Annotated in this window: 22 protein-coding genes and 1 tRNA gene; 12 read left to right on the top strand and 11 right to left on the bottom strand. The window is 31.8% G+C overall.

Going from position 1 to position 18,902, the window contains the following annotated elements:
• Position 1: 1 nt before the first annotated feature.
• Positions 2-325, bottom strand: a complete 324-nt coding sequence (locus tag H574_RS0113735) for a hypothetical protein (RefSeq protein ID WP_027881131.1) — start codon at positions 323-325, stop codon at positions 2-4.
• Between the two features lie 49 nt (positions 326-374).
• Here H574_RS0113735 and H574_RS14715 point away from each other — a divergent pair, with 49 nt between their 5' ends.
• The 3 genes from H574_RS14715 to H574_RS0113720 are packed head-to-tail and all read left to right on the top strand — an operon-like array spanning position 375 to position 3,110.
• A complete protein-coding gene (locus H574_RS14715; protein WP_162138988.1) occupies positions 375-542 on the top strand; it encodes a C1orf53 family protein in 168 nt (55 codons plus the stop codon).
• 14 nt (positions 543-556) lie between these two features.
• Positions 557-2,551: a urocanate hydratase gene (locus H574_RS0113725; RefSeq protein WP_027881130.1), complete on the top strand. Its 1,995-nt coding sequence runs from the start codon at positions 557-559 to the stop codon at positions 2,549-2,551.
• Positions 2,552-2,564: 13 nt separating this feature from the next.
• Positions 2,565-3,110 carry a DUF4136 domain-containing protein gene (locus tag H574_RS0113720; protein ID WP_027881129.1) on the top strand — a complete coding sequence of 182 codons (546 nt, stop codon included), beginning with the start codon at positions 2,565-2,567 and terminating at the stop codon, positions 3,108-3,110.
• Positions 3,111-3,152: 42 nt separating this feature from the next.
• Here the strand turns inward: H574_RS0113720 and H574_RS0113715 are convergent, their stop codons facing one another.
• From H574_RS0113715 to H574_RS14300, 5 genes are all read right to left on the bottom strand, one after another.
• Positions 3,153-3,482, bottom strand: a complete 330-nt coding sequence (locus H574_RS0113715; protein WP_027881128.1) for a thermonuclease family protein — start codon at positions 3,480-3,482, stop codon at positions 3,153-3,155.
• A 135-nt stretch (positions 3,483-3,617) separates the two neighbouring features.
• On the bottom strand, positions 3,618-5,927 hold the full coding sequence (locus H574_RS0113710) for a M1 family metallopeptidase (RefSeq protein WP_027881127.1): 2,310 nt from the start codon (positions 5,925-5,927) through the stop codon (positions 3,618-3,620).
• 62 nt (positions 5,928-5,989) lie between these two features.
• The gene (locus H574_RS0113705; protein ID WP_027881126.1) at positions 5,990-6,490 is read right to left on the bottom strand and encodes a DUF6702 family protein; all 501 of its coding nucleotides are present in this window, start codon (positions 6,488-6,490) and stop codon (positions 5,990-5,992) included.
• 57 nt (positions 6,491-6,547) lie between these two features.
• Positions 6,548-7,345 (bottom strand): carboxypeptidase-like regulatory domain-containing protein, encoded by a 798-nt coding sequence (locus H574_RS0113700; protein ID WP_036227662.1) that lies wholly within the window; start codon positions 7,343-7,345, stop codon positions 6,548-6,550.
• On the bottom strand, positions 7,332-8,147 hold the full coding sequence (locus H574_RS14300; RefSeq protein WP_051169902.1) for a carboxypeptidase-like regulatory domain-containing protein: 816 nt from the start codon (positions 8,145-8,147) through the stop codon (positions 7,332-7,334). Before H574_RS14300 ends, H574_RS0113700 begins: the two co-directional genes overlap by 14 nt.
• A gap of 114 nt (positions 8,148-8,261) precedes the next feature.
• Between H574_RS14300 and pepE the strand changes: the two genes are divergently transcribed.
• Positions 8,262-8,969 carry a dipeptidase PepE gene (gene pepE, locus H574_RS0113690; RefSeq protein ID WP_027881124.1) on the top strand — a complete coding sequence of 236 codons (708 nt, stop codon included), beginning with the start codon at positions 8,262-8,264 and terminating at the stop codon, positions 8,967-8,969.
• A 185-nt stretch (positions 8,970-9,154) separates the two neighbouring features.
• Here pepE and H574_RS0113685 read toward each other — a convergent pair.
• Both H574_RS0113685 and H574_RS0113680 read right to left on the bottom strand, forming a co-directional pair.
• A tRNA-Gly gene (locus tag H574_RS0113685) sits at positions 9,155-9,227 on the bottom strand.
• A 48-nt stretch (positions 9,228-9,275) separates the two neighbouring features.
• Positions 9,276-9,701: a GNAT family N-acetyltransferase gene (locus H574_RS0113680; RefSeq protein WP_027881123.1), complete on the bottom strand. Its 426-nt coding sequence runs from the start codon at positions 9,699-9,701 to the stop codon at positions 9,276-9,278.
• Between the two features lie 51 nt (positions 9,702-9,752).
• On the opposite strand from H574_RS0113680, the gene H574_RS14680 reads away from it, so the two are divergent.
• From H574_RS14680 to H574_RS0113655, 4 genes are all read left to right on the top strand, one after another.
• Positions 9,753-10,691, top strand: coding sequence for a GNAT family N-acetyltransferase (locus H574_RS14680; RefSeq protein ID WP_155912679.1), 939 nt, complete (start codon positions 9,753-9,755; stop codon positions 10,689-10,691).
• 97 nt (positions 10,692-10,788) lie between these two features.
• Positions 10,789-11,550, top strand: coding sequence for a M48 family metalloprotease (locus H574_RS0113665; protein WP_027881121.1), 762 nt, complete (start codon positions 10,789-10,791; stop codon positions 11,548-11,550).
• Positions 11,551-11,630: 80 nt separating this feature from the next.
• A complete protein-coding gene (gpmI, locus tag H574_RS0113660) occupies positions 11,631-13,148 on the top strand; it encodes a 2,3-bisphosphoglycerate-independent phosphoglycerate mutase (protein WP_027881120.1) in 1,518 nt (505 codons plus the stop codon).
• Positions 13,149-13,275: 127 nt separating this feature from the next.
• Complete coding sequence (locus H574_RS0113655) at positions 13,276-13,674, top strand: BT0820 family HAD-type phosphatase (RefSeq protein WP_027881119.1); 399 nt, start codon at positions 13,276-13,278, stop codon at positions 13,672-13,674.
• On the opposite strand, the gene H574_RS0113650 is transcribed toward H574_RS0113655, so the two are convergent.
• Positions 13,671-14,942 (bottom strand): acetyl-CoA hydrolase/transferase family protein, encoded by a 1,272-nt coding sequence (locus H574_RS0113650; RefSeq protein ID WP_027881118.1) that lies wholly within the window; start codon positions 14,940-14,942, stop codon positions 13,671-13,673. The two genes, H574_RS0113655 and H574_RS0113650, sit on opposite strands and share 4 nt — an antisense overlap.
• A 122-nt stretch (positions 14,943-15,064) precedes the next feature.
• Here H574_RS0113650 and map point away from each other — a divergent pair, with 122 nt between their 5' ends.
• The 4 genes from map to H574_RS0113630 are packed head-to-tail and all read left to right on the top strand — an operon-like array spanning position 15,065 to position 17,482.
• Positions 15,065-15,883 carry a type I methionyl aminopeptidase gene (gene map, locus H574_RS0113645; protein ID WP_027881117.1) on the top strand — a complete coding sequence of 273 codons (819 nt, stop codon included), beginning with the start codon at positions 15,065-15,067 and terminating at the stop codon, positions 15,881-15,883.
• Positions 15,884-15,931: 48 nt separating this feature from the next.
• Positions 15,932-16,306: a GxxExxY protein gene (locus H574_RS0113640; protein WP_027881116.1), complete on the top strand. Its 375-nt coding sequence runs from the start codon at positions 15,932-15,934 to the stop codon at positions 16,304-16,306.
• A gap of 25 nt (positions 16,307-16,331) precedes the next feature.
• Positions 16,332-17,099, top strand: coding sequence for a class I SAM-dependent methyltransferase (locus H574_RS0113635; protein WP_036227661.1), 768 nt, complete (start codon positions 16,332-16,334; stop codon positions 17,097-17,099).
• Positions 17,100-17,107: 8 nt separating this feature from the next.
• Entirely contained in the window at positions 17,108-17,482 is a 375-nt protein-coding gene (locus H574_RS0113630; protein ID WP_027881114.1) for a DUF423 domain-containing protein, read from the top strand.
• A 2-nt stretch (positions 17,483-17,484) separates the two neighbouring features.
• Here H574_RS0113630 and H574_RS0113625 read toward each other — a convergent pair whose 3' ends face one another.
• Together H574_RS0113625 and H574_RS0113620 are read right to left on the bottom strand one after the other, a co-directional pair.
• Positions 17,485-18,468, bottom strand: a complete 984-nt coding sequence (locus tag H574_RS0113625) for an FAD:protein FMN transferase (RefSeq protein ID WP_027881113.1) — start codon at positions 18,466-18,468, stop codon at positions 17,485-17,487.
• Between the two features lie 4 nt (positions 18,469-18,472).
• Entirely contained in the window at positions 18,473-18,850 is a 378-nt protein-coding gene (locus H574_RS0113620) for a hypothetical protein (RefSeq protein ID WP_027881112.1), read from the bottom strand.
• Positions 18,851-18,902 lie beyond the last annotated feature (52 nt).

Below are 18,902 nucleotides of genomic sequence, written 5' to 3'. Positions count from 1 at the left end.
TTTAAATCTCCTTAAAAAAACTCCATAACGACCTAGATTTTAAATAATTTAGGTCGTTTTCATTTTTATAAGCTTCTCTTTCAAAAGAGATATTTAAATAAGCTCTATACCAATTCTTAAATTTTATTAACCGTAATAAAAATTCAACAAAATACCACAAATAAAAACCAATCACTAACAATTCTAATTGCTGTCTTAAATGTATTTTTTCATGATTAATTAAAATCATGTCATCTTTTTGTCTTTTATGCTTTAACACTATAAATGGATAAATAGTTATAGCCGTATAACCTTTTGGCACCAAATATTTAAAAACTAAAAGCATAAGGTTTTTGATATAAAAGTAGTAGTAAAATTACATTATCTTTGTAAATATGAAGAAAATCATTCCTGTAGAAGAAGGTGATTATTATCTAACACCAGAAGGTTACCGTTGTTTTACAGCGCAATATCACCTTAAACGTGGTTATTGCTGCCAAAGCGGTTGCAGACATTGTCCTTATGGGTATGATAAATCAACCAATACATTAAAAAAAAAGTAATGCAAGCAACAAGTATATCATTTAAAGAACAAATTTTAGAAGGAATTCCAAATGAATTACCTCAACCTAAACCATTTGATCATTCTTTAAATCATGCACCAAAAAGAAAAGCTATTTTAAATGATGAAGAAAAAAAATTAGCACTAAAAAATGCACTTCGTTATTTTGATAAAAAACATCATGCAACGTTACTTCCAGAGTTTAAAAACGAATTAGACACCTACGGAAGAATCTATATGTATCGCTTACGTCCTGATTACAAAATGTACGCAAGACCAATAGAAGAATACCCTGCAAAATCTAGACAAGCAGCTGCAATCATGTTAATGATTCAAAACAATTTAGATTATGCAGTAGCGCAACATCCGCACGAGCTAATAACTTATGGCGGTAACGGTGCAGTTTTTTCTAATTGGGCACAGTATAGATTAACCATGAAATATTTAGCCGAAATGACCGACGAGCAAACTTTGGTTATGTACTCTGGTCATCCAATGGGCTTATTCCCTAGTCACAAAGAAGCTCCAAGAGTTGTAGTCACCAACGGAATGATGATTCCTAATTACTCCAAACCTGATGATTGGGAAAAATTTAATGCACTTGGTGTCACGCAATATGGTCAAATGACTGCTGGTAGTTACATGTACATTGGTCCGCAAGGTATTGTTCACGGCACAACAATTACAGTACTTAACGGATTTAGAAAAATAAAAAAACAACCTAAAGGAAATCTATTTGTAACTTCTGGTTTAGGTGGTATGTCTGGCGCACAACCAAAAGCAGGTAATATTGCTGGTTGTATTACGGTTTGCGCAGAAGTCAACCCAAAAATCACACAAGTACGATTAGACCAAGGTTGGATTGACGAGAAAATTACAGATGTAAATACATTAGTTACCCGTGTTAAAAAAGCTAAAGCAGAAAAAGAAACCATTTCTATAGCCTATTTAGGTAATGTAGTTGACGTTTGGGAAACTTTTGATAAAGAAAACATACATATTGATTTAGGTAGTGATCAAACCTCATTACATAATCCTTGGGCTGGCGGTTATTATCCTGCTGGACTATCTTTTGAAGATGCCAATACAATGATGGCTAATCAACCAGATTTATTTAAAGAAAAAGTACAAGAATCTTTACGTAGACAAGCTAAAGCTATAAATAAACATACAGCAAAAGGCACTTACTTTTTTGATTATGGTAATGCATTTTTACTTGAAGCGTCTCGTGCTGGCGCAGATGTAATGGCTACAAACGCTACTTTAGGTCGAGAATTTAAATACCCAAGTTATGTACAAGATATTATGGGACCAATGTGTTTTGATTATGGTTTTGGTCCATTTAGATGGGTTTGCGCATCAGGAAAACAAGAAGATTTAGCTAAAACAGATGAAATTGCTTGTCAAGTTTTAGAAGAAATTATGCAGCATTCTCCTGAAGAAATCCAGCAACAAATGGCTGATAATATTCAATGGATAAAAGGTGCTCAAGAAAACAAATTAGTCGTTGGTTCTCAAGCTCGAATCTTATATGCAGATGCCGAAGGACGCATGAAAATAGCCGAAGCCTTTAATCAAGCTATAAAAAACAATGAAATTGGTCCAGTTATTTTAGGTAGAGATCATCATGATGTATCAGGTACAGATAGTCCTTATAGAGAAACTTCAAATATTTATGATGGTTCTCGTTTTACAGCAGATATGGCAATACATAATGTAATTGGCGATAGCTTTAGAGGCGCTACTTGGGTTAGCATACACAACGGTGGCGGCGTTGGTTGGGGCGAAGTTATAAACGGTGGATTTGGTATGGTTCTTGATGGTACTAAAGAAGCATCAACCCGATTAAAACAAATGTTATTTTGGGATGTTAATAACGGAATTGCAAGACGTAGTTGGGCAAGAAATGACGAGGCTATTTTTGCCATTAAACGCGCCATGCAAACCGAGCCTAACTTAAAAGTAACATTACCAAATATTGTGGATGATGATTTATTGAATTCAATTTAAAACACATAACGCTATGAAAACAATCATTAAACTTTTACCAATTGCTCTAATAGCTATGGTAATCACATCTTGTAGCTCAGTTAGAGTTGCTGCTGATTACGATAGACAAGTAGATTTTAGCCAGTATAAAACGTTTGCTTTTTTCAAATCTGGAATAGATAAAGCTGAAATAAGCGACCTTGATAAAAAACGTATCTTACGTGCAATAGAAGCAGAATTATTAGCAAAAGGATACACAAAATCAGAAAATCCTGATATGCTAGTTAGCATTTTTACCAAATCTAACCAACGTGTTGATGTTTATAATAACTCATGGGGCTTTGGTGCTTGGGGATGGGGCGCACCTGGTTGGGGATGGGGCTGGAATATGCAACCTAATGTTTCTACCAGAACACAAGGTGTTTTATTTGTAGACCTTATAGACGCTAAGAAAAAAGAATTAGTCTGGCAAGGACAAGGTACTGGTTACTTAAGTTCTAATATGGAAAAGAAAGAACAAAGAATAAAAGAATTTGTTGCAAAAATCATGGAGAAATATCCTCCTGGAAGTATGCAATAAGAATAAAAAAGGCGACTAATTAAATAGTCGCCTTTTTGTATTTTAAGGGTAATATTCTTTAGCGTGACCATTATCTACTAACCATTGATTAACTTCTAATCCATCTTCTAAAATAATATTTGCTAAATAACGACCATATTTACCTTGTTTATCTTTGTAAGAACGTATTGTTACTTCTTTCCCTAATACCATTTCTCTTAGTATATCTCGAACAACAATACCTTGCTCTCTTTCTTCTCCTCTAAGCTCTGGAGTATCAATACCGTAAAGACGTAATTTCATTTCTTGAAAATGTAAAAAACCTAAATCTACCATTGCTGTTACAGTATCTCCATCATAAACGTCTATAATTTTTGCTTTGTAATTGAACATATCTAATTGTTTAATAGCTATTTAAATATATAAAAACTAAGTGAAATACAGTCAATCAAACTATTATATGCAATAAAAAACCCTTAAAACTAAAGTTTTAAGGGTTAGATTTATAACTTAATAAAGTCTTTATGATTAATCTTTATTTTGTTTGAAGTTATCAAACTCGCTTGTTTGCTCTTCTTTTGGCCAAGTGTTGTTTGATGTGTCAACGTCTGCAGTTTCTAGTTTTGGATCTACTGTAATTTTAACAATTTCTTTTTCAGAAGCTACAGCTTTACTTACTTCTTTATCGTTAAGTCTCCAGATTTGCGCTGGATAAGTTTCTGTTTTTGATGTTCCGTCTGCATAAGTATACTCTACAATTATTGGCATTACCAATCCTCCTGGTTTTTCAAAAGTCACATTATAAAAATACTTCGGCTCTTTTAATTGCTTTTGTTCTGCAGGTGTAAAGTTATCCATAATGTATTCTTTTAGTGATTGAGAACCTTCCATTAAGCTTTTTGCTTTCATGTCTTCTTTGTAATCTTCACTTCCTTCTTCTACCATATAAACTAACGGTGGTAAATCACTTAAACTCATACCACGCGCTTTAACCATGTCTTTGATTTGCTGTGTTGGTTCATTAGATACATAAAACTTTTTAACATCTTTAATTGCTATATCTACATAATCTGTTGTATAAAACCATCCTCTCCAAAACCAATCTAAATCTACAGCAGAAGCATCTTCCATTGTTCTAAAGAAATCCTCTGGAGTTGGGTGTTTAAACATCCATCTTTGTGCATATGTTCTAAAAGAGTAATCAAATAATTCGCGTCCCATAATTGTTTCACGTAAAATATTTAACGCTGTAGCTGGTTTTCCGTAAGCATTATTACCAAACTGATATGTATTTAAACCTTTTGTCATAATTGGTGCTATGTAATCTTGATCACCACCCATGTAATTAACAATTTTTTCTGCAGGACCACGTCGTGAAGGATACTTGTCCATACCTGGAGATAAAGAAGACGGATACCACTCTGCAAAATCTTGTTCTGCTACGTATTGAGAAAATGTATTTAAACCTTCATCCATCCATGTCCATTGACGCTCGTCACTATTAACAATCATTGGGAAGAAGTTGTGTCCAACCTCATGAATAATTACACTTATCATTCCGTATTTTACACGATCGCTATAATTACCATCTGCATCTGGTCTTCCATAGTTCCAGCAAATCATTGGGTATTCCATTCCTTGATTTTTAGCATGAACTGAAATTGCTTTATGATATGGGTAATCAAAAGTCATACGTGAATACGTTTTTAAAGTACTTGCTACTGCTTTTGTAGACCATTCTTCCCACAAAGGATTTCCTTCTTTAGGATATAATGATACTGCCATCACATCTTTATCTCCTATTTTAACAGCCATCATATCCCAGATGTAACGTCTTGATGTTGTAAATGCAAAATCACGAACATTTTCAGCATATAGCTTCCATGTTTTTTTCTTTGTTGCTTTTGTTTTTTCTGCTGCTCTTGCTTCTTCTTCTGTTACGATTAAAACAGGCTCTTCATAAGATTTTTTTGCTTTCTCATAACGTTTCATCATTTCTTTAGAAAAAACATCTTTACGGTTAGTTAATTTACCTGTACCATCTAACATATGATCTTCTGGCACTGTAATGTTAACCTCAAAATTACCAAATGGTAGTGCAAATTCATCACGTCCCCAAAATTGAGAGTTTTGCCATCCTTCTACATCATTATAAACTGCCATACGAGGATAAAATTGAGCTATAACGTATGCTCTATTATCGTCTTCTTCAAAGTATTCGTAACCAGAACGACCTCTTCCTTCTACGTGATTATTAATATTATACCACCATTTGATTTTGAAAGTAAATTGATCTCCAGATTTTAATACTGAAGGCATCTCTACTCTCATCATAGTACGATTAATCATGTGTGGTAAAGCATTACCTTTTTCATCTTTTACATATTCTATGTTAAAGCCTCCATCAAAACCTTCTGTCATATAGCTATTAGCAAAAGATGATGTTTGTTGTGCTGGTGCTATACCGCTTCCTTGTATTAAAGGTGTTTTAGAGTCTTTAGCTCTCATATTTTGGTCTAATTGCACCCATAAATACTCTAGGTTGTCTGGTGAGTTGTTTGTGTACGTAATTGTTTCTTCACCGTAAATTCTAGCGTTAACATCGTCTAACTCGATGTCCATTTTATAGTCTGCTTGTTGTTGGTAATAAGCAGGACCTGGTGCACCAGACGCAGTTCTAAACATGTTTGGTGTAGAAAACTCGTCGTATAATTGCTTAAACTTGTTGTTGTTTGTGTGACCTGGTTGTCTTTCTTTTTTGTCTTCAGCTTGGTCTTGCGCAAATACACTTGCTGAAACAAATAAAGCTGAAAGGAATAAATACTTTAGTTTTTTCATTTTTAGAATTAGTTATAAAGGATGTGAATTTAACAAAATTTAACGTTGCTATAAAGGCTTTACTAAAAGTTTAACAAACCTTTATCGTTCTGCGCAGTTAATACCACGGTTTTATTTTTGTTATTTATATTGGTTCTTATAACGTTTTTTTGATCTTCAAACATATCAAACAAAACTTTATTTTTAATTTGAAAAGTATAAATTGATTTTATGTTTTCTATCTCTAGGTAACAATGCATAATACCATCATCATATTTTTTGCCTATAAAATTTGGTATTACCTCTTGGTTATTTATTGATATTTCAATCTTTGTTAAAAGATATTTTTTAATGTAATCGTCTATTTGTGTTTCGTCATCACCTCTATCTAAAGTTATATTTTTGTCGTATCTTTTTCTTAATACACTTTCAAAATCATCAATAAATATTCTAGAAATTATTTGCACAGATTGTTGCTCTTCAACAAACTCTATTTGTGTAATACTTACATAATATTTGTGTAGTGTATTAAAAGAGCATAAAAAGAAAATTGCTATTACAGATATTAGTTTAATTGATTTCATTTAAGTGTATTATTTAGAGTCACAAATCTAATGGTTAGTAACCAAAAACCATTCTAATTAATTATCATTTTGTATTTGACTTACATTTTTAATAAACTCATTATACTTATCTGTAAAAAATTGTAATGCTTCTAAGTTACTTTTTGTACATCTTGGTCTAAAGTTTGGATCTTCTTGACAATAGTAAAAAAACTCGTCTTTTTTGTCTTCTGGTAAGGGATTTTGGGTAAAAAAATCTTCGATTAAATCATTTTTTAATCTAGCTAATAACGCGTCATTACTTTCTAATCTTACACGTTCTTTTAACATTTTTGTGCGACCAGTAATAGTGTTTAAAAACTTATTAAAGTTAACAGCAGCACCTAAGCCTATTGCAAACATTTTTTCGTTTCCGCCTGCTTCATTAAGTCGGTTTTCGTTTTGGGTTAATGGTTTTCCTTTGTAACCAGGTATACCTACATCATAAAAGTTAATATCTGCTTTTGCTGTAGAGGAAGAAACATCTTTATTTAAATCTCCAGAAAGTTGTTTGGTTAAAAAAACTTCATCCAGATCATTAGTAAATAATTCTAATTTTGCGTTTAAAGTTTTTGTCTTAATATTTTCTTCTGATACAACTTTAACTAAAACTTGATATTGGACACCTGAAAAAACAATAGTGTCATTTTGCTTTGCCTTGATTTTAAAAACTCCTAAACTATCTGTTGTAGCATTTGTCAAAGATGTTTTATTTAGAACATGAATATTTTCTAAATCATCATCAGCAACTATCTGACCTTTTATTGTAACCGTTTGAGATATTGAAAATTGTACAATAAAAGCTAATAAAATAAAAAGCTGACTACTCTTTTTCAACTTGATTCTTACTTAAAAATTTTTTACTCCTTTTGTTTAAATCCTCTATTAACTGTATCTCTTTACCTTTTTCTAAAAGTGAGACGTCAAAATCATTATTTTGCACAAATGCTATAAAAGCTTCTACTTGCTCTTCTGGGATATTAAAATTTTTAGTGTAATAATCATGTTGGTATTTATCTGCTAAAGTCTGGGTTGGTATTTTCTCTGTTTCTGTATTAGTATTTTTAGATTTCTTTTTGGGTTTAAAAATTAAATTTACCAAACCTTCAACAATAGCAACACCGTTAGCTTGATAACGTATACGATCATTTTGATTCATCGCTGCATAATTTTCTACCTTACTATATTGATCATCAGAAAACTCGTAAACAGAAATATCATCTACTCCAAAATAAATAGCATCCATATCTGGATTAAACACCTCTACACTTTCAATATCTTCTTTTAAAACACCAGTTAAATCGTATGGTAATATTACAACTTCATCTAACTTATTAACTCGTTCTACTAAAAAAACAGTCATTTGTTTATTTTTAATAATAGATTCTGTTACAGTTAAACTAAAGTCTTTAAACTGAAGCGCAGACACCTCTACCTTATCATTAAGCATAACTTGCAAGGTAAACTCTCCTTTTTCATCTGTAATTGTTCCTTTATTAGAAGATATATTAAAAACTGTAACACCTTCTACATCTGGTGTATTTACAATAATTTTACCTTTTACAGTAACTCTGGTTGAATCTTGAGCTAAAGAAAAAATAGTGAAGAAGAATAAAGATAAGGATAGAAAATATTTCATAACGGTTGATTTTACTGTAAATTAAGCATTTTTACTCTTAATTTAATTCTAATTAGGCACTAAACTTTTGTTAAAAGCTAGCTTTACATAAATTTACAAAAACTATTTATTACAATGAAGCAAATAATTATTGCAAGCACTTCTACCGTACATGGCGGTCAATATTTAGACTATCTTTTAGACACATTAAAAACTCATTTTAAAGATACAGAAGAAGTTATCTTTATTCCCTACGCTAGACCTAGCGGAATCACACATAAACAGTATACAGAAAAGGCTAGCGATGCTTTTAATAAAATAGAAAAAAAATTAATTGGCTTACATACTTTTAAAAATCCAAAAGAAGCAATAGACAACGCAAAAGGTATTTTTGTTGGTGGCGGAAACACCTTTGTTTTAGTCAATGCCCTTTACAAATTTAATTTAATTGAAAGCTTACAAGACGCCATAAAAAAAGGAACTCCGTATTTAGGAACCAGTGCTGGAAGCAACATTTGTGGCCTTACCATGAATACAACTAATGATATGCCTATTGTTTATCCGCCAAGCTTTAAAACATTAGGTTTTGTGCCATTTAATATTAATCCACACTATTTAGATCCAAACCCAAGTAGCAAACACATGGGTGAAACTAGAGAAACCAGAATAAAAGAATTTCATCAATTTAATACACAACCAGTAATTGGTTTACGCGAGGGAAGTTGGATAGAAGTTAAAGACAACAATTTACAATTAAAAGGAAATTTACAAGCACGCATTTTTGAGCACAATCAAGAACCTTACGAAGTTGATCCTGATACATTCTTAAACGAATTGAAGTAAAGTACAAAAATTTAAAACAAATTATTTTTCATCAAAGTATGTCATTCCGAACGAGGTACGAGGAGGAATCTCATATTCATATTATTAAGATGAGATTTCTCACTATGTTCGAAAAGACAAAAGCATCATAATAAATTACAATGAATAAAATAAAAAAGCTTCATCGTTTTTGATGAAGCTTTTTGAGCGGGAGACCGGGTTCGAACCGGCGACATTCAGCTTGGAAGGCTGACGCTCTACCAACTGAGCTACTCCCGCTTTTTGCGGTGGCAAATATAAACAAAGATTTTAATTATTTGCAAAAAATTATAATTTCTTTAAAAAATGATAGCCTAAAATTTCAAAACCCTCGTTATAATAAAATTTGTGTGACGGGTAGTTTTGAACGTAAGTATTTAATTCACAAGTAGTACAACCTTTACTTTTGGCATAATCGTATAACCACTTAAAAAAAAGTTTACCAAGACCATTTCCTCTATATTTTTCTTCTATATAAACATGATCTACCTCCATACTTCTACCAACGTAATGTCTTGTTTGAAACCACATTCCTGACATACCAATTAAAGTATCGCCATCATAAATACCTGCACACTCATAATTTTGAGTAATCATTTCGGCAAAACGCTCTTTTAATACTGCATCAGAATTAGCATTATTAGTTAATTTTTGCATTAACGGAATAATGCTAAAAACTTCAGTTTTATCTATTATTTTAAACTTAAAAGACATCTCAATTTTTATTGCAAAATTAGTTAATTTTGAAATACTATTATACAAATAATGCAAATCATAGCAAGTACACAACGATTATATTTAAGAGAATTTTCTGTAGATGATGCTATTCATTTTTACGAGATGAATTCTGACCAAGACGTACTAAAATATACTGGTTATAAACCGTTTTCTTCTTTAAATGAAGCAGAGCAATTCCTATTAAACTACAAAGAATACGAAAAACATAATATGGGAAGATGGGCAGTTTGCGATAAAAAGACAGATATGTTTTTAGGCTGGTGCGGTTTAAAATTTCATCCTAAAGAAAACAAAGTTGAAGTTGGTTACCGCTTTTATAAAAAATATTGGAACAATGGTTACGCTACCGAAAGCTGCCAAGCTGCAATAGATTATGGTTTTAAAAACCTTAACCTTAAAACCATATATGCACATGCACATATAGACAATTATGCATCCCATAAAGTCTTAGAAAAATGCAATATGAATTTTATAAAAACCTTTAATTACGCAGGTATGCCAGCAAATCTATATAAAATCGAAAATCCTGATATTAAAATTAAACAAATCACTGCTTTAGAAACCTATCCAGTACGTCATCCTGTTTTAAGAACTGGTAGACCTATTGAAGATTGCAAGCTAACTTTTGATGACCACGAAGACACATTTCACTTAGGTTTATATTATAAAAACGAGTTGTCCGGTGTAGTTAGTTTAATGAAACTTAACAACGAAAAATTTGAAGAACAAGACCAATATCGCTTACGCGGAATGGGCGTTTTAGAACAATTTCAAGACTATGGATTTGGCAGATTACTAGTAGAAACAGCCGAAACAATGGTAAAACAAAAAGGAACTAAACTACTTTGGTTTGATGCTAGATTAATTGCTGTTGGATTTTACAAGCGATTAGGTTTTACAATTATTGGTAATCAATTTGAAGTCCCTAAAATTGGTCCACATTATGTAATGTATAAACGATTATAGATTTTATTTGTATTTCGTCTAAATTCATTCAACTAAAAAAACTAACTCAACATTTATCGATGAACTTTCGTAAATTGCTTTATCTAAATCAATTATCATGAGAAATTTTAAAGGTAGACTTCTAATTGGTGTTCTTCTTGCTGCATTTGCTTTGTTTAAATATTACAACTCAATGGAAACAAATGAGTACACAGGAAAGAAACAAGCAATCTCTATGACGCCAGACCAAGAAATACAAATGGGTTTGCAAAGTCGTGATCAAATGGCAGCGCAACATGGTGGATTATATCCTAATCAAGAATATCAAGCATTTATAGATAGAGTTGGCAACAAACTAGTACAAAATAGTGTCGCAAAAGACACGCCTTACAAGTACGAGTTTCATTTACTTGCAGATAAAAATACAATTAATGCGTTTGCTTTACCTGGCGGACAAATTTTTATTACCTATGCCTTATTTTCTAAATTAGAAAACGAAGACCAGTTAGCTGGTGTTTTAGGGCACGAAATTGGTCACGTTATTGGACGTCATAGTGCAGAGCGTATTGCGAATTCCGAGCTTTGGCAAGGTTTATCAACCGCAGGTTCTGTTGGCGGTAATATGGGAGATGTAGTTAGTCAATATGGCATGTCTAAACTATTAAAAAATGGTCGTGGTGATGAGTTAGAAAGTGACGACTTAGGTGTACGTTTTATGATGCGTTCTGGCTATGACCCAGAAGAAATGATTGGCGTTATGCAAATTTTAAAACAAGCAGCTGGTCCAAACCGTGTACCAGAATTCCAGAGCACACATCCTGACCCAGAAAATAGAATTGAAAAAATTAAAGCCTCTATTAAAAAATACACAATAAACTAAAACGATTTAGTAGAAAACCAACAAAGTCCTGCAAATGCAGGACTTTTGTTTTTATATTTGTTATAATAAAATTTACAGTAATGAATAAAAAAGTCATCTTAATGATACTAGATGGTTGGGGAAAATCTCCAGACCCAAAAGTATCTGCAATAGATAATGCTAACACACCTTTTATAGACAGTTTATACACCAAATTTCCTAATGCACAATTGCGTACAGATGGACTACATGTTGGTCTGCCAGAAGGACAAATGGGAAATAGTGAAGTTGGCCACATGAATCTTGGTGCAGGACGTATTGTTTATCAAGACTTAGCAAAAATTAATCTTGCTGTAGAAAATAACACACTTGCCAAAGAACAAGTATTAATAGATGCTTTTAATTATGCAAAAGCAAATAATAAAGATGTTCATTTTTTAGGGTTAGTAAGTAATGGTGGCGTACACTCGCACATCAACCATATTAAAGGATTAATTACAGCTGCTCAAAATGCTGGAGTTACAAATAGCTATGTTCATGCTTTTACAGATGGTCGTGATGTAGACCCAAAATCTGGTAAAGGATTTATTGAAGATTTAGAAAATTTCACTTCAAATACAAACACAAAAATTGCAAGCGTTACTGGTCGTTATTATGCAATGGACAGAGACAAACGTTGGGAACGTGTTAAATTAGCATACGATGCTGTAGTAAATGGTTTAGGTGAAAAAACGCTGGATTTATCTAATAAAATTCAGACAAATTATGATAATGATATCACAGACGAATTTATCAAACCAATTATTAAAACAGATGAAGCTGGTAATCCAATAGCAACTATTAAAGAAGATGACGTGGTTATCTTTTTCAACTTTAGAACAGATCGTGGTCGCGAATTAACAGAAGCGTTATCCCAACGCGATTTTCATGAGCAAAACATGCATAAGTTAAATCTGCATTATGTAACATTAACTAATTACGACGAAACTTTTACAGGTATTAACGTTGTTTTCAACAAAGAAAATTTAACCGATACTTTAGGTGAAGTTTTAGAAAAGCATAATAAAACACAAATTAGAATTGCAGAAACTGAAAAATATCCACACGTTACATTTTTCTTTTCTGGTGGACGCGAAACGCCTTTTGAAGGTGAAAAACGAATTTTAAAAAATTCGCCTAAAGTAGCAACCTACGATTTAAAACCAGAAATGAGTGCTTACGAGCTTACAGATGCTTTAGTACCAGAATTAGAAAACGAAACAACAGATTTTGTTTGTTTAAATTTTGCAAATGGTGATATGGTTGGTCACACTGGTGTTATGGACGCTGCTGTTAAAGCTTGCGAAGCTGTAGATAAATGTGTAGAAAAAGTGGTAACAACTGCATTAGATCACGGGTATACAACACTTCTTATTGCCGACCATGGTAATTGCGAAACTATGATAAATCCTGATGGTAGCCCAAATACAGCACATACTACAAATCCTGTTCCTGTTATTTTAATTGATAATGAATTAAAGCATATAGAAAACGGTATTTTAGGAGATATGGCACCAACTATCTTAAAGTTAATGGGTGTAAAGCAACCTGAAGCGATGACGCAAAAATCTTTAGTTTAATACAAAAAAATAATTGTAATTAAAAAAATCCGCTTCAATACGAAGCGGATTTTTCATTTTAAATCAATTGAATTTTAAATTCAAAAAATTAAATTTATTGTACTTTTACAATCTTATTTCTATATAAATGAATATACAAGGAAAAATAATAGCTGTAGATTTTGATGGCACTATTGTAGAAGATGCATATCCAGGTATAGGCAAACCTCGTTTGTTTGCTTTTGAAACCTTAAAACGTCTTCAAAATGATGGTCATCGACTTATACTTTGGACCTATAGACATGGTAAACGTCTAGAGGAAGCTGTTAATTTCTGTAAAGACAACGGTATAGACTTTTACGCTGTAAATAAAAGTTTTCCTGAAGAAACGTTTAAAGGTGATGTAAGCCGAAAAATTAACGCCGATTTATTTATAGACGATCGTAATATTGGTGGTATTTTAGGTTGGGGAGAAATTTATCAAATGCTTACCAACCAAACACCACAACAATCAAAACCTAAGAAAAAAAGCTGGTTTAAATTTTAACAACCAATCATTTCAAAATACGCTTTATCTATTTCTTCTCTGTGATCTGGATGAGCTATATTAACCAAAGCTTTTATACGCTCTTTAATAGTTTTCCCATAAAGGCTAGCCACACCAAATTCTGTTACAACATAATGTACGTGCGACCTTGTAGTTACCACACCAGCACCTGGTTTTAAAGATGGTACAATTCGACTAATACCATTTCTAGTTACAGATGGTAATGCTATAATTGCTTTACCACCTTCACTTAAAGATGCGCCTCTAATAAAATCCATTTGTCCACCAACTCCAGAATACATATGTGCACCAATAGAGTCTGCACAAACTTGTCCCGTTACATCTACTTCAATAGCAGAATTAATGGCTACCATTTTTGGATTTTGTTTAATAATCGAAACATCGTTTGTGTAATTTGATGCACGCATTTCTATAAATGGGTTATCGTCTACATAGTCATATAACTTTTGCGAACCTATTAAAAAAGTAGCCAAAGCACGACCACGATTAATTTCTTTATAGTTACCATTAATTACATCCTTTAAAATTAAATCTATAACACCATCAGAAAACATTTCGGTATGTAAACCTAAGTCTTTGTGATTAGTTAATCGGGCTAAAACTGCATTTGGAATACTACCAATACCCATTTGCAACGTACTTCTATCTTCAATTAAATTAGCTACATATTGGCCTATTTTTGCTTCAACTTCATTAGGTGGTAATGCATCGTGACTTGGTAATGGTTCATGATGTTCTACAAATTGGTCAATTTCAGAAATATGAATAATACCAGCACCATGTGTACGTGGCATATATTTATTAATTTGAGCTATTACAATTTTAGCATTATCTATTGCTGCTAATGTTGCTTCAACAGAAACACCTAAAGAACAATACCCATGTCTATCTGGTACCGATACGTGGATTAACGCTACATCTAAATCAATTATATTTCTTTTAAATAAAAGCGGTAATTCACTTAAAAAAACTGGTGTGTATGAGCCATTTCCTTCTTTTAAAGTATGACGTACATTTTTACCTATAAAAAATGAGTTAACATGAAAACTATCTTTAAGCTCCGGATTTGAATATGGCGCTTCACCTTCGGTATGTAAGTGGCATATTTCAACATTTTTCAATTCTTCGTGTCTTAAGGACAAAGCTTTAATTAAAGCTTGAGGTGCAGCTGCTGCTGCTTGCACATATATTCTATTATTTGATTTAATTACTTTTACTGCTTCTTCTGCGGTTACTGGTGAATACATATTGGTTTTGTTTTTATTTTACAAAATTACAATGCATCGTATAGATAAATCCTGCTAAAAGTCATGTTTCTAAAAGAAATTTGACTTTTATTTTAAGTATATTTGCAGATATTTTAGAGATTATGATTATTGTAAAAACAAGAGAAGAAATAGAATTAATGCGCCAAGCTGCTTTAGTAGTGTCTAAAACTTTAGGAGAAGTTGCTAAAGCTGTAAAACCTGGTGTAACAACACTTCAACTAGATAAAATTGCAGAAGAACACATAAGAGATCTTGGAGCTATACCTGGATTTTTGGGTTTATATGACTTCCCTAACACACTTTGTATGAGTCCTAACTCGCAAGTGGTACATGGTATCCCTAACGACAAGCCACTTGAAGAAGGAGATATAATATCTATAGATTGTGGTGCTATTTTAGATGGTTTTTACGGTGATCATGCTTACACATTTGCTGTAGGTGAAATTGATCCTGAAACAGAAAAACTACTTAAAGTTACTAAAGAATCTTTATATGTTGGTATCAAAGAGTTTAAATTAGGAAACCGCGTTGGAGATGTAGGTTATGCTATTCAAAAATATTGCGAAGATCATGGTTATGGCGTGGTAAGAGAATTAGTAGGTCATGGATTAGGGCGCACTATGCACGAAGATCCAGAAATGCCAAATTACGGAAAACGAGGAAGAGGAAAAAAGTTTATTGAAGGTATGGTCGTAGCTATTGAACCTATGATAAACATGGGAACAAAACGAATTAAACAACACCGTGATGGCTGGACAATTACAACTTTAGATGGTAAACCTAGCGCACATTTCGAGCATGATGTTGCTATTGTAGATGGTAAACCAGAGCTATTATCTACTTTTAAATACATTTATGACGCTTTAGGTATTGAAAGTGACGAGGAAGATGAATTTAGACAACAAGCTTTAGTTTTATAGACCTAAAGACACGAATTACACTAATTCTCACTAATAATTCACTTTCTATTGAAAAATTTAATTTATAAAGATGAAGCTTATAAGATAATTGGTCTTTGTATGGAAGTACATAACCAACTTGGAAAAGGTTTTAATGAAGTTGTATATGCTGATGCTTTAGAAATCGAATTAATTGATAACAATATAGCTTATTCTAGAGAAACTAAATTTGCAATAAGCTATAAAGGAAACACTTTACCTCATAAATATAAAGCAGATTTTATCATTGATGATAAAATAATTTTAGAACTAAAAGCTATTGAAGCTTTAAATTCTGCTCATGTAAAACAAACATTAAACTATCTTGCTGTCTCAAAATTAAAATTAGGTTTATTAATTAATTTTGGTGATGAAAGTTTAAAATATAAACGAATTGTCTTGTAATAATTTGTGTTAATTCGTGAAATTAGTGTCAAAAAAACTCTTTAAATACATACTTAATATTATACCGAGACCTATTTTAATCAGGTTAAGTTATTTAGCTAAACCTGTTTTAGCTTTTGTTTTAAGAGGCAAAAAATATACAGACCCAATAGATGGCAAGAGTTTTAAGTCTTTTTTACCTTATGGCTACGGTAAACAAAGACCTAATGTACTGTCGCCTTCTACTCTAAGTTTAGAAAGACATAGACTATTATGGCTCTATTTAAAAAATGAAACAGATTTTTTTACTTCTAATAAAAAAGTGCTCCATTTTGCTCCAGAACAAGCATTTTACAAACGCTTTAGGCAACTTAAAAATTTAGATTACACAACAACAGATTTACTATCTCCATTAGCAGATGTTAAAGCAGATATTTGCGATTTACCCTTTGAAGATAATACTTACGATGTTATTTTATGTAATCATGTGTTAGAGCATATTCCTAATGACACTAAAGCAATGCAAGAGTTATATCGTGTTTTAAAACCTAACGGAATTGCTATTTTGCAAATACCGCAAGACTTAAATCGTGAAACTACTTTTGAGGATAACACCATTACAGACAAAAAAGAACGTGCTGAAATTTTTGGTCAATACGATCATGTACGCATTTACGGTCGTGATTATTTTGACAAACTTAGAAGCATAGGTTTTAAAGTTGAAGAAGTAGATTATACAAGTAAACTTTCTTTAGAAAAAATAGACAAATATCGTTTAGCAAAAGGGGAAATTATCCCTGTTTGTTATAAATAGAAACAATTATGACACAACAAACTTTTATCATTACAGGTGCATTTTTTGGTATGTTAGCCATAATATTTGGCGCTTTTGGAGCACATGCTTTAAAGAAAATCTTATCAGATGATCAACTTAAAAGTTTTGAAACCGGTATTAAATACCAAATGTATCATGCTATTGTTTTATTACTTCTTGGGTTTAATTTTCAGTTTTCAACTTCTGCAATGTATTGGTGTTTCACTTTAGGTATTGTACTTTTTTCTTTTAGTATTTACGGTTTGATTTTAAGTGATGTAAAAGGAAAAAAACTAAAGTTTTTAGGTCCAATTACACCTATTGGCGGCTTACTTTTTGTGATTGGTTGGTTGTTATTAATACTTAAAGCTATTAACTTTTAATTTTATTCAGGAAAACCATTAAAAGACTTCGTTTCTAACTCTCCTTTTTCATTTTCAAAAATTAAATACACTTGTAATTCTGGGTGTTTTGCTAAAAAGTAATCTACTTTTTTTATTCCCATTGCTTGAAATGCTGTAGCATAACCATCTGCCATCATACATTTATCTGTAATTACTGAAGCACTTAAGATTCTGGTTCGTGTTGGATAGCCTGTTTTTGTATTTATAATATGAGCGTATTTGTTACCGTTATTATCTACCTTAAACTTTCTGTAAGTTCCTGAAGTAGCCATAGCTTTATCTGTAATACCAATAACCTTAGAATAACTTTGAGAGCCATCAAAATTTGGGTTTTCTACGCCAATTGCCCATTCTTTTTGTTTATTTAAATTTATTCCCTTAGCTCTTAACTCTCCTCCTATATCTACCAAATAATTAGTTATGCCTTTACTTTCTAAAAAATCTGCTATAACATCTACACCATAACCTTTAGCTATAGCATTAAAATCTATAAACGTATTAGTGCGTTTCATTATAACTCCGTTTACAACACCAACACGATTAAAACCTACAGATTTCATTAGACTATCCACTTTAATACTATCTACAGCAGATTTATTATTCTCTGATCCAAAATTCCATGCGTTTACTAACTTACCAATCGTTGGATCAAAAACTCCTTCTGTTTCTCTGTAAATTTTCTTAGCTGCCTTAAAAACAGTGTCAAAATGAGGATCTGTATTTACGCTTTCGTTTCTATTAATTTTTGAAATATTTGAAGACGGAATGTAATTTGACATAGATTGATTTAGTACTTCAAAAATACTATCAAATTGCTTTTGATAACTTTTACTGCCAACATCATAATATTGTATTTGATAAGCAGTGCCAAAAATTGGTCCTTTAATTTTTACTAATTCTGGTTCGTTTTTACAAGAAATAAAAACTAATAACAATAATAAAATTGAAGATAAACGCTGTAACATAAATTTAATTTAAATGAGTTTCTATCACTTGGATGCCATTATATTCTATTAAATACTCTTCATTTAAGTATATCGGTAAATCCTCTCCTTTTGGATTACCTAAACCAACACCAGCATATAAAACTTTTGCATTATGCTCTTGAGCATGTTTTTTAAAAGATTCCATCCAAACGACATCATAATTATTAGCATTTTCAGGTAAAATTACAGCTTTTACTATTACAAAGTAGTACTGTTTATTTTTATCCATACAAACAAATTGCGGATGTCTTTTTAGCTTACTATTTATAGCAATAAACTCGAAACCACGTTGTTCTAAGTCTTTTCCAACATGGTTCATTGCTAGATTATGAAGTTCTTGTTTTGTTAAGGCTTTACTCATAGTACAAAAATACGTTTTAACATTTATTTGCTGAAATTTTCTTATTTTAAAA

Origin of the sequence: Mesoflavibacter zeaxanthinifaciens DSM 18436 (genome assembly GCF_000422365.1) — a bacterium.
Classification (GTDB): domain Bacteria; phylum Bacteroidota; class Bacteroidia; order Flavobacteriales; family Flavobacteriaceae; genus Mesoflavibacter; species Mesoflavibacter zeaxanthinifaciens.
The sequence above is the reverse complement of the archived record's forward strand: the minus strand, read 5'-3'. Positions and strand labels throughout refer to the sequence as shown.

Bases quoted from the DNA above. Each gene is read 5' to 3' on its own strand.
- H574_RS0113735 (WP_027881131.1), bottom strand. From the start codon at position 325: ATGCTTTTAGTTTTTAAATATTTGGTGCCAAAAGGTTATACGGCTATA.
- H574_RS14715 (WP_162138988.1), top strand. From the start codon at position 375: ATGAAGAAAATCATTCCTGTAGAAGAAGGTGATTATTATCTAACACCA.
- H574_RS0113720 (WP_027881129.1), top strand. From the start codon at position 2,565: ATGAAAACAATCATTAAACTTTTACCAATTGCTCTAATAGCTATGGTA.
- H574_RS0113715 (WP_027881128.1), bottom strand. From the start codon at position 3,482: ATGTTCAATTACAAAGCAAAAATTATAGACGTTTATGATGGAGATACT.
- H574_RS0113710 (WP_027881127.1), bottom strand. From the start codon at position 5,927: ATGAAAAAACTAAAGTATTTATTCCTTTCAGCTTTATTTGTTTCAGCA.
- H574_RS0113705 (WP_027881126.1), bottom strand. From the start codon at position 6,490: ATGAAATCAATTAAACTAATATCTGTAATAGCAATTTTCTTTTTATGC.
- H574_RS14300 (WP_051169902.1), bottom strand. From the start codon at position 8,147: ATGAAATATTTTCTATCCTTATCTTTATTCTTCTTCACTATTTTTTCT.
- pepE (WP_027881124.1), top strand. From the start codon at position 8,262: ATGAAGCAAATAATTATTGCAAGCACTTCTACCGTACATGGCGGTCAA.
- H574_RS0113680 (WP_027881123.1), bottom strand. From the start codon at position 9,701: ATGTCTTTTAAGTTTAAAATAATAGATAAAACTGAAGTTTTTAGCATT.
- H574_RS14680 (WP_155912679.1), top strand. From the start codon at position 9,753: ATGCAAATCATAGCAAGTACACAACGATTATATTTAAGAGAATTTTCT.
- H574_RS0113665 (WP_027881121.1), top strand. From the start codon at position 10,789: ATGAGAAATTTTAAAGGTAGACTTCTAATTGGTGTTCTTCTTGCTGCA.
- gpmI (WP_027881120.1), top strand. From the start codon at position 11,631: ATGAATAAAAAAGTCATCTTAATGATACTAGATGGTTGGGGAAAATCT.
- H574_RS0113655 (WP_027881119.1), top strand. From the start codon at position 13,276: ATGAATATACAAGGAAAAATAATAGCTGTAGATTTTGATGGCACTATT.
- H574_RS0113650 (WP_027881118.1), bottom strand. From the start codon at position 14,942: ATGTATTCACCAGTAACCGCAGAAGAAGCAGTAAAAGTAATTAAATCA.
- map (WP_027881117.1), top strand. From the start codon at position 15,065: ATGATTATTGTAAAAACAAGAGAAGAAATAGAATTAATGCGCCAAGCT.
- H574_RS0113630 (WP_027881114.1), top strand. From the start codon at position 17,108: ATGACACAACAAACTTTTATCATTACAGGTGCATTTTTTGGTATGTTA.
- H574_RS0113625 (WP_027881113.1), bottom strand. From the start codon at position 18,468: ATGTTACAGCGTTTATCTTCAATTTTATTATTGTTATTAGTTTTTATT.
- H574_RS0113620 (WP_027881112.1), bottom strand. From the start codon at position 18,850: ATGAGTAAAGCCTTAACAAAACAAGAACTTCATAATCTAGCAATGAAC.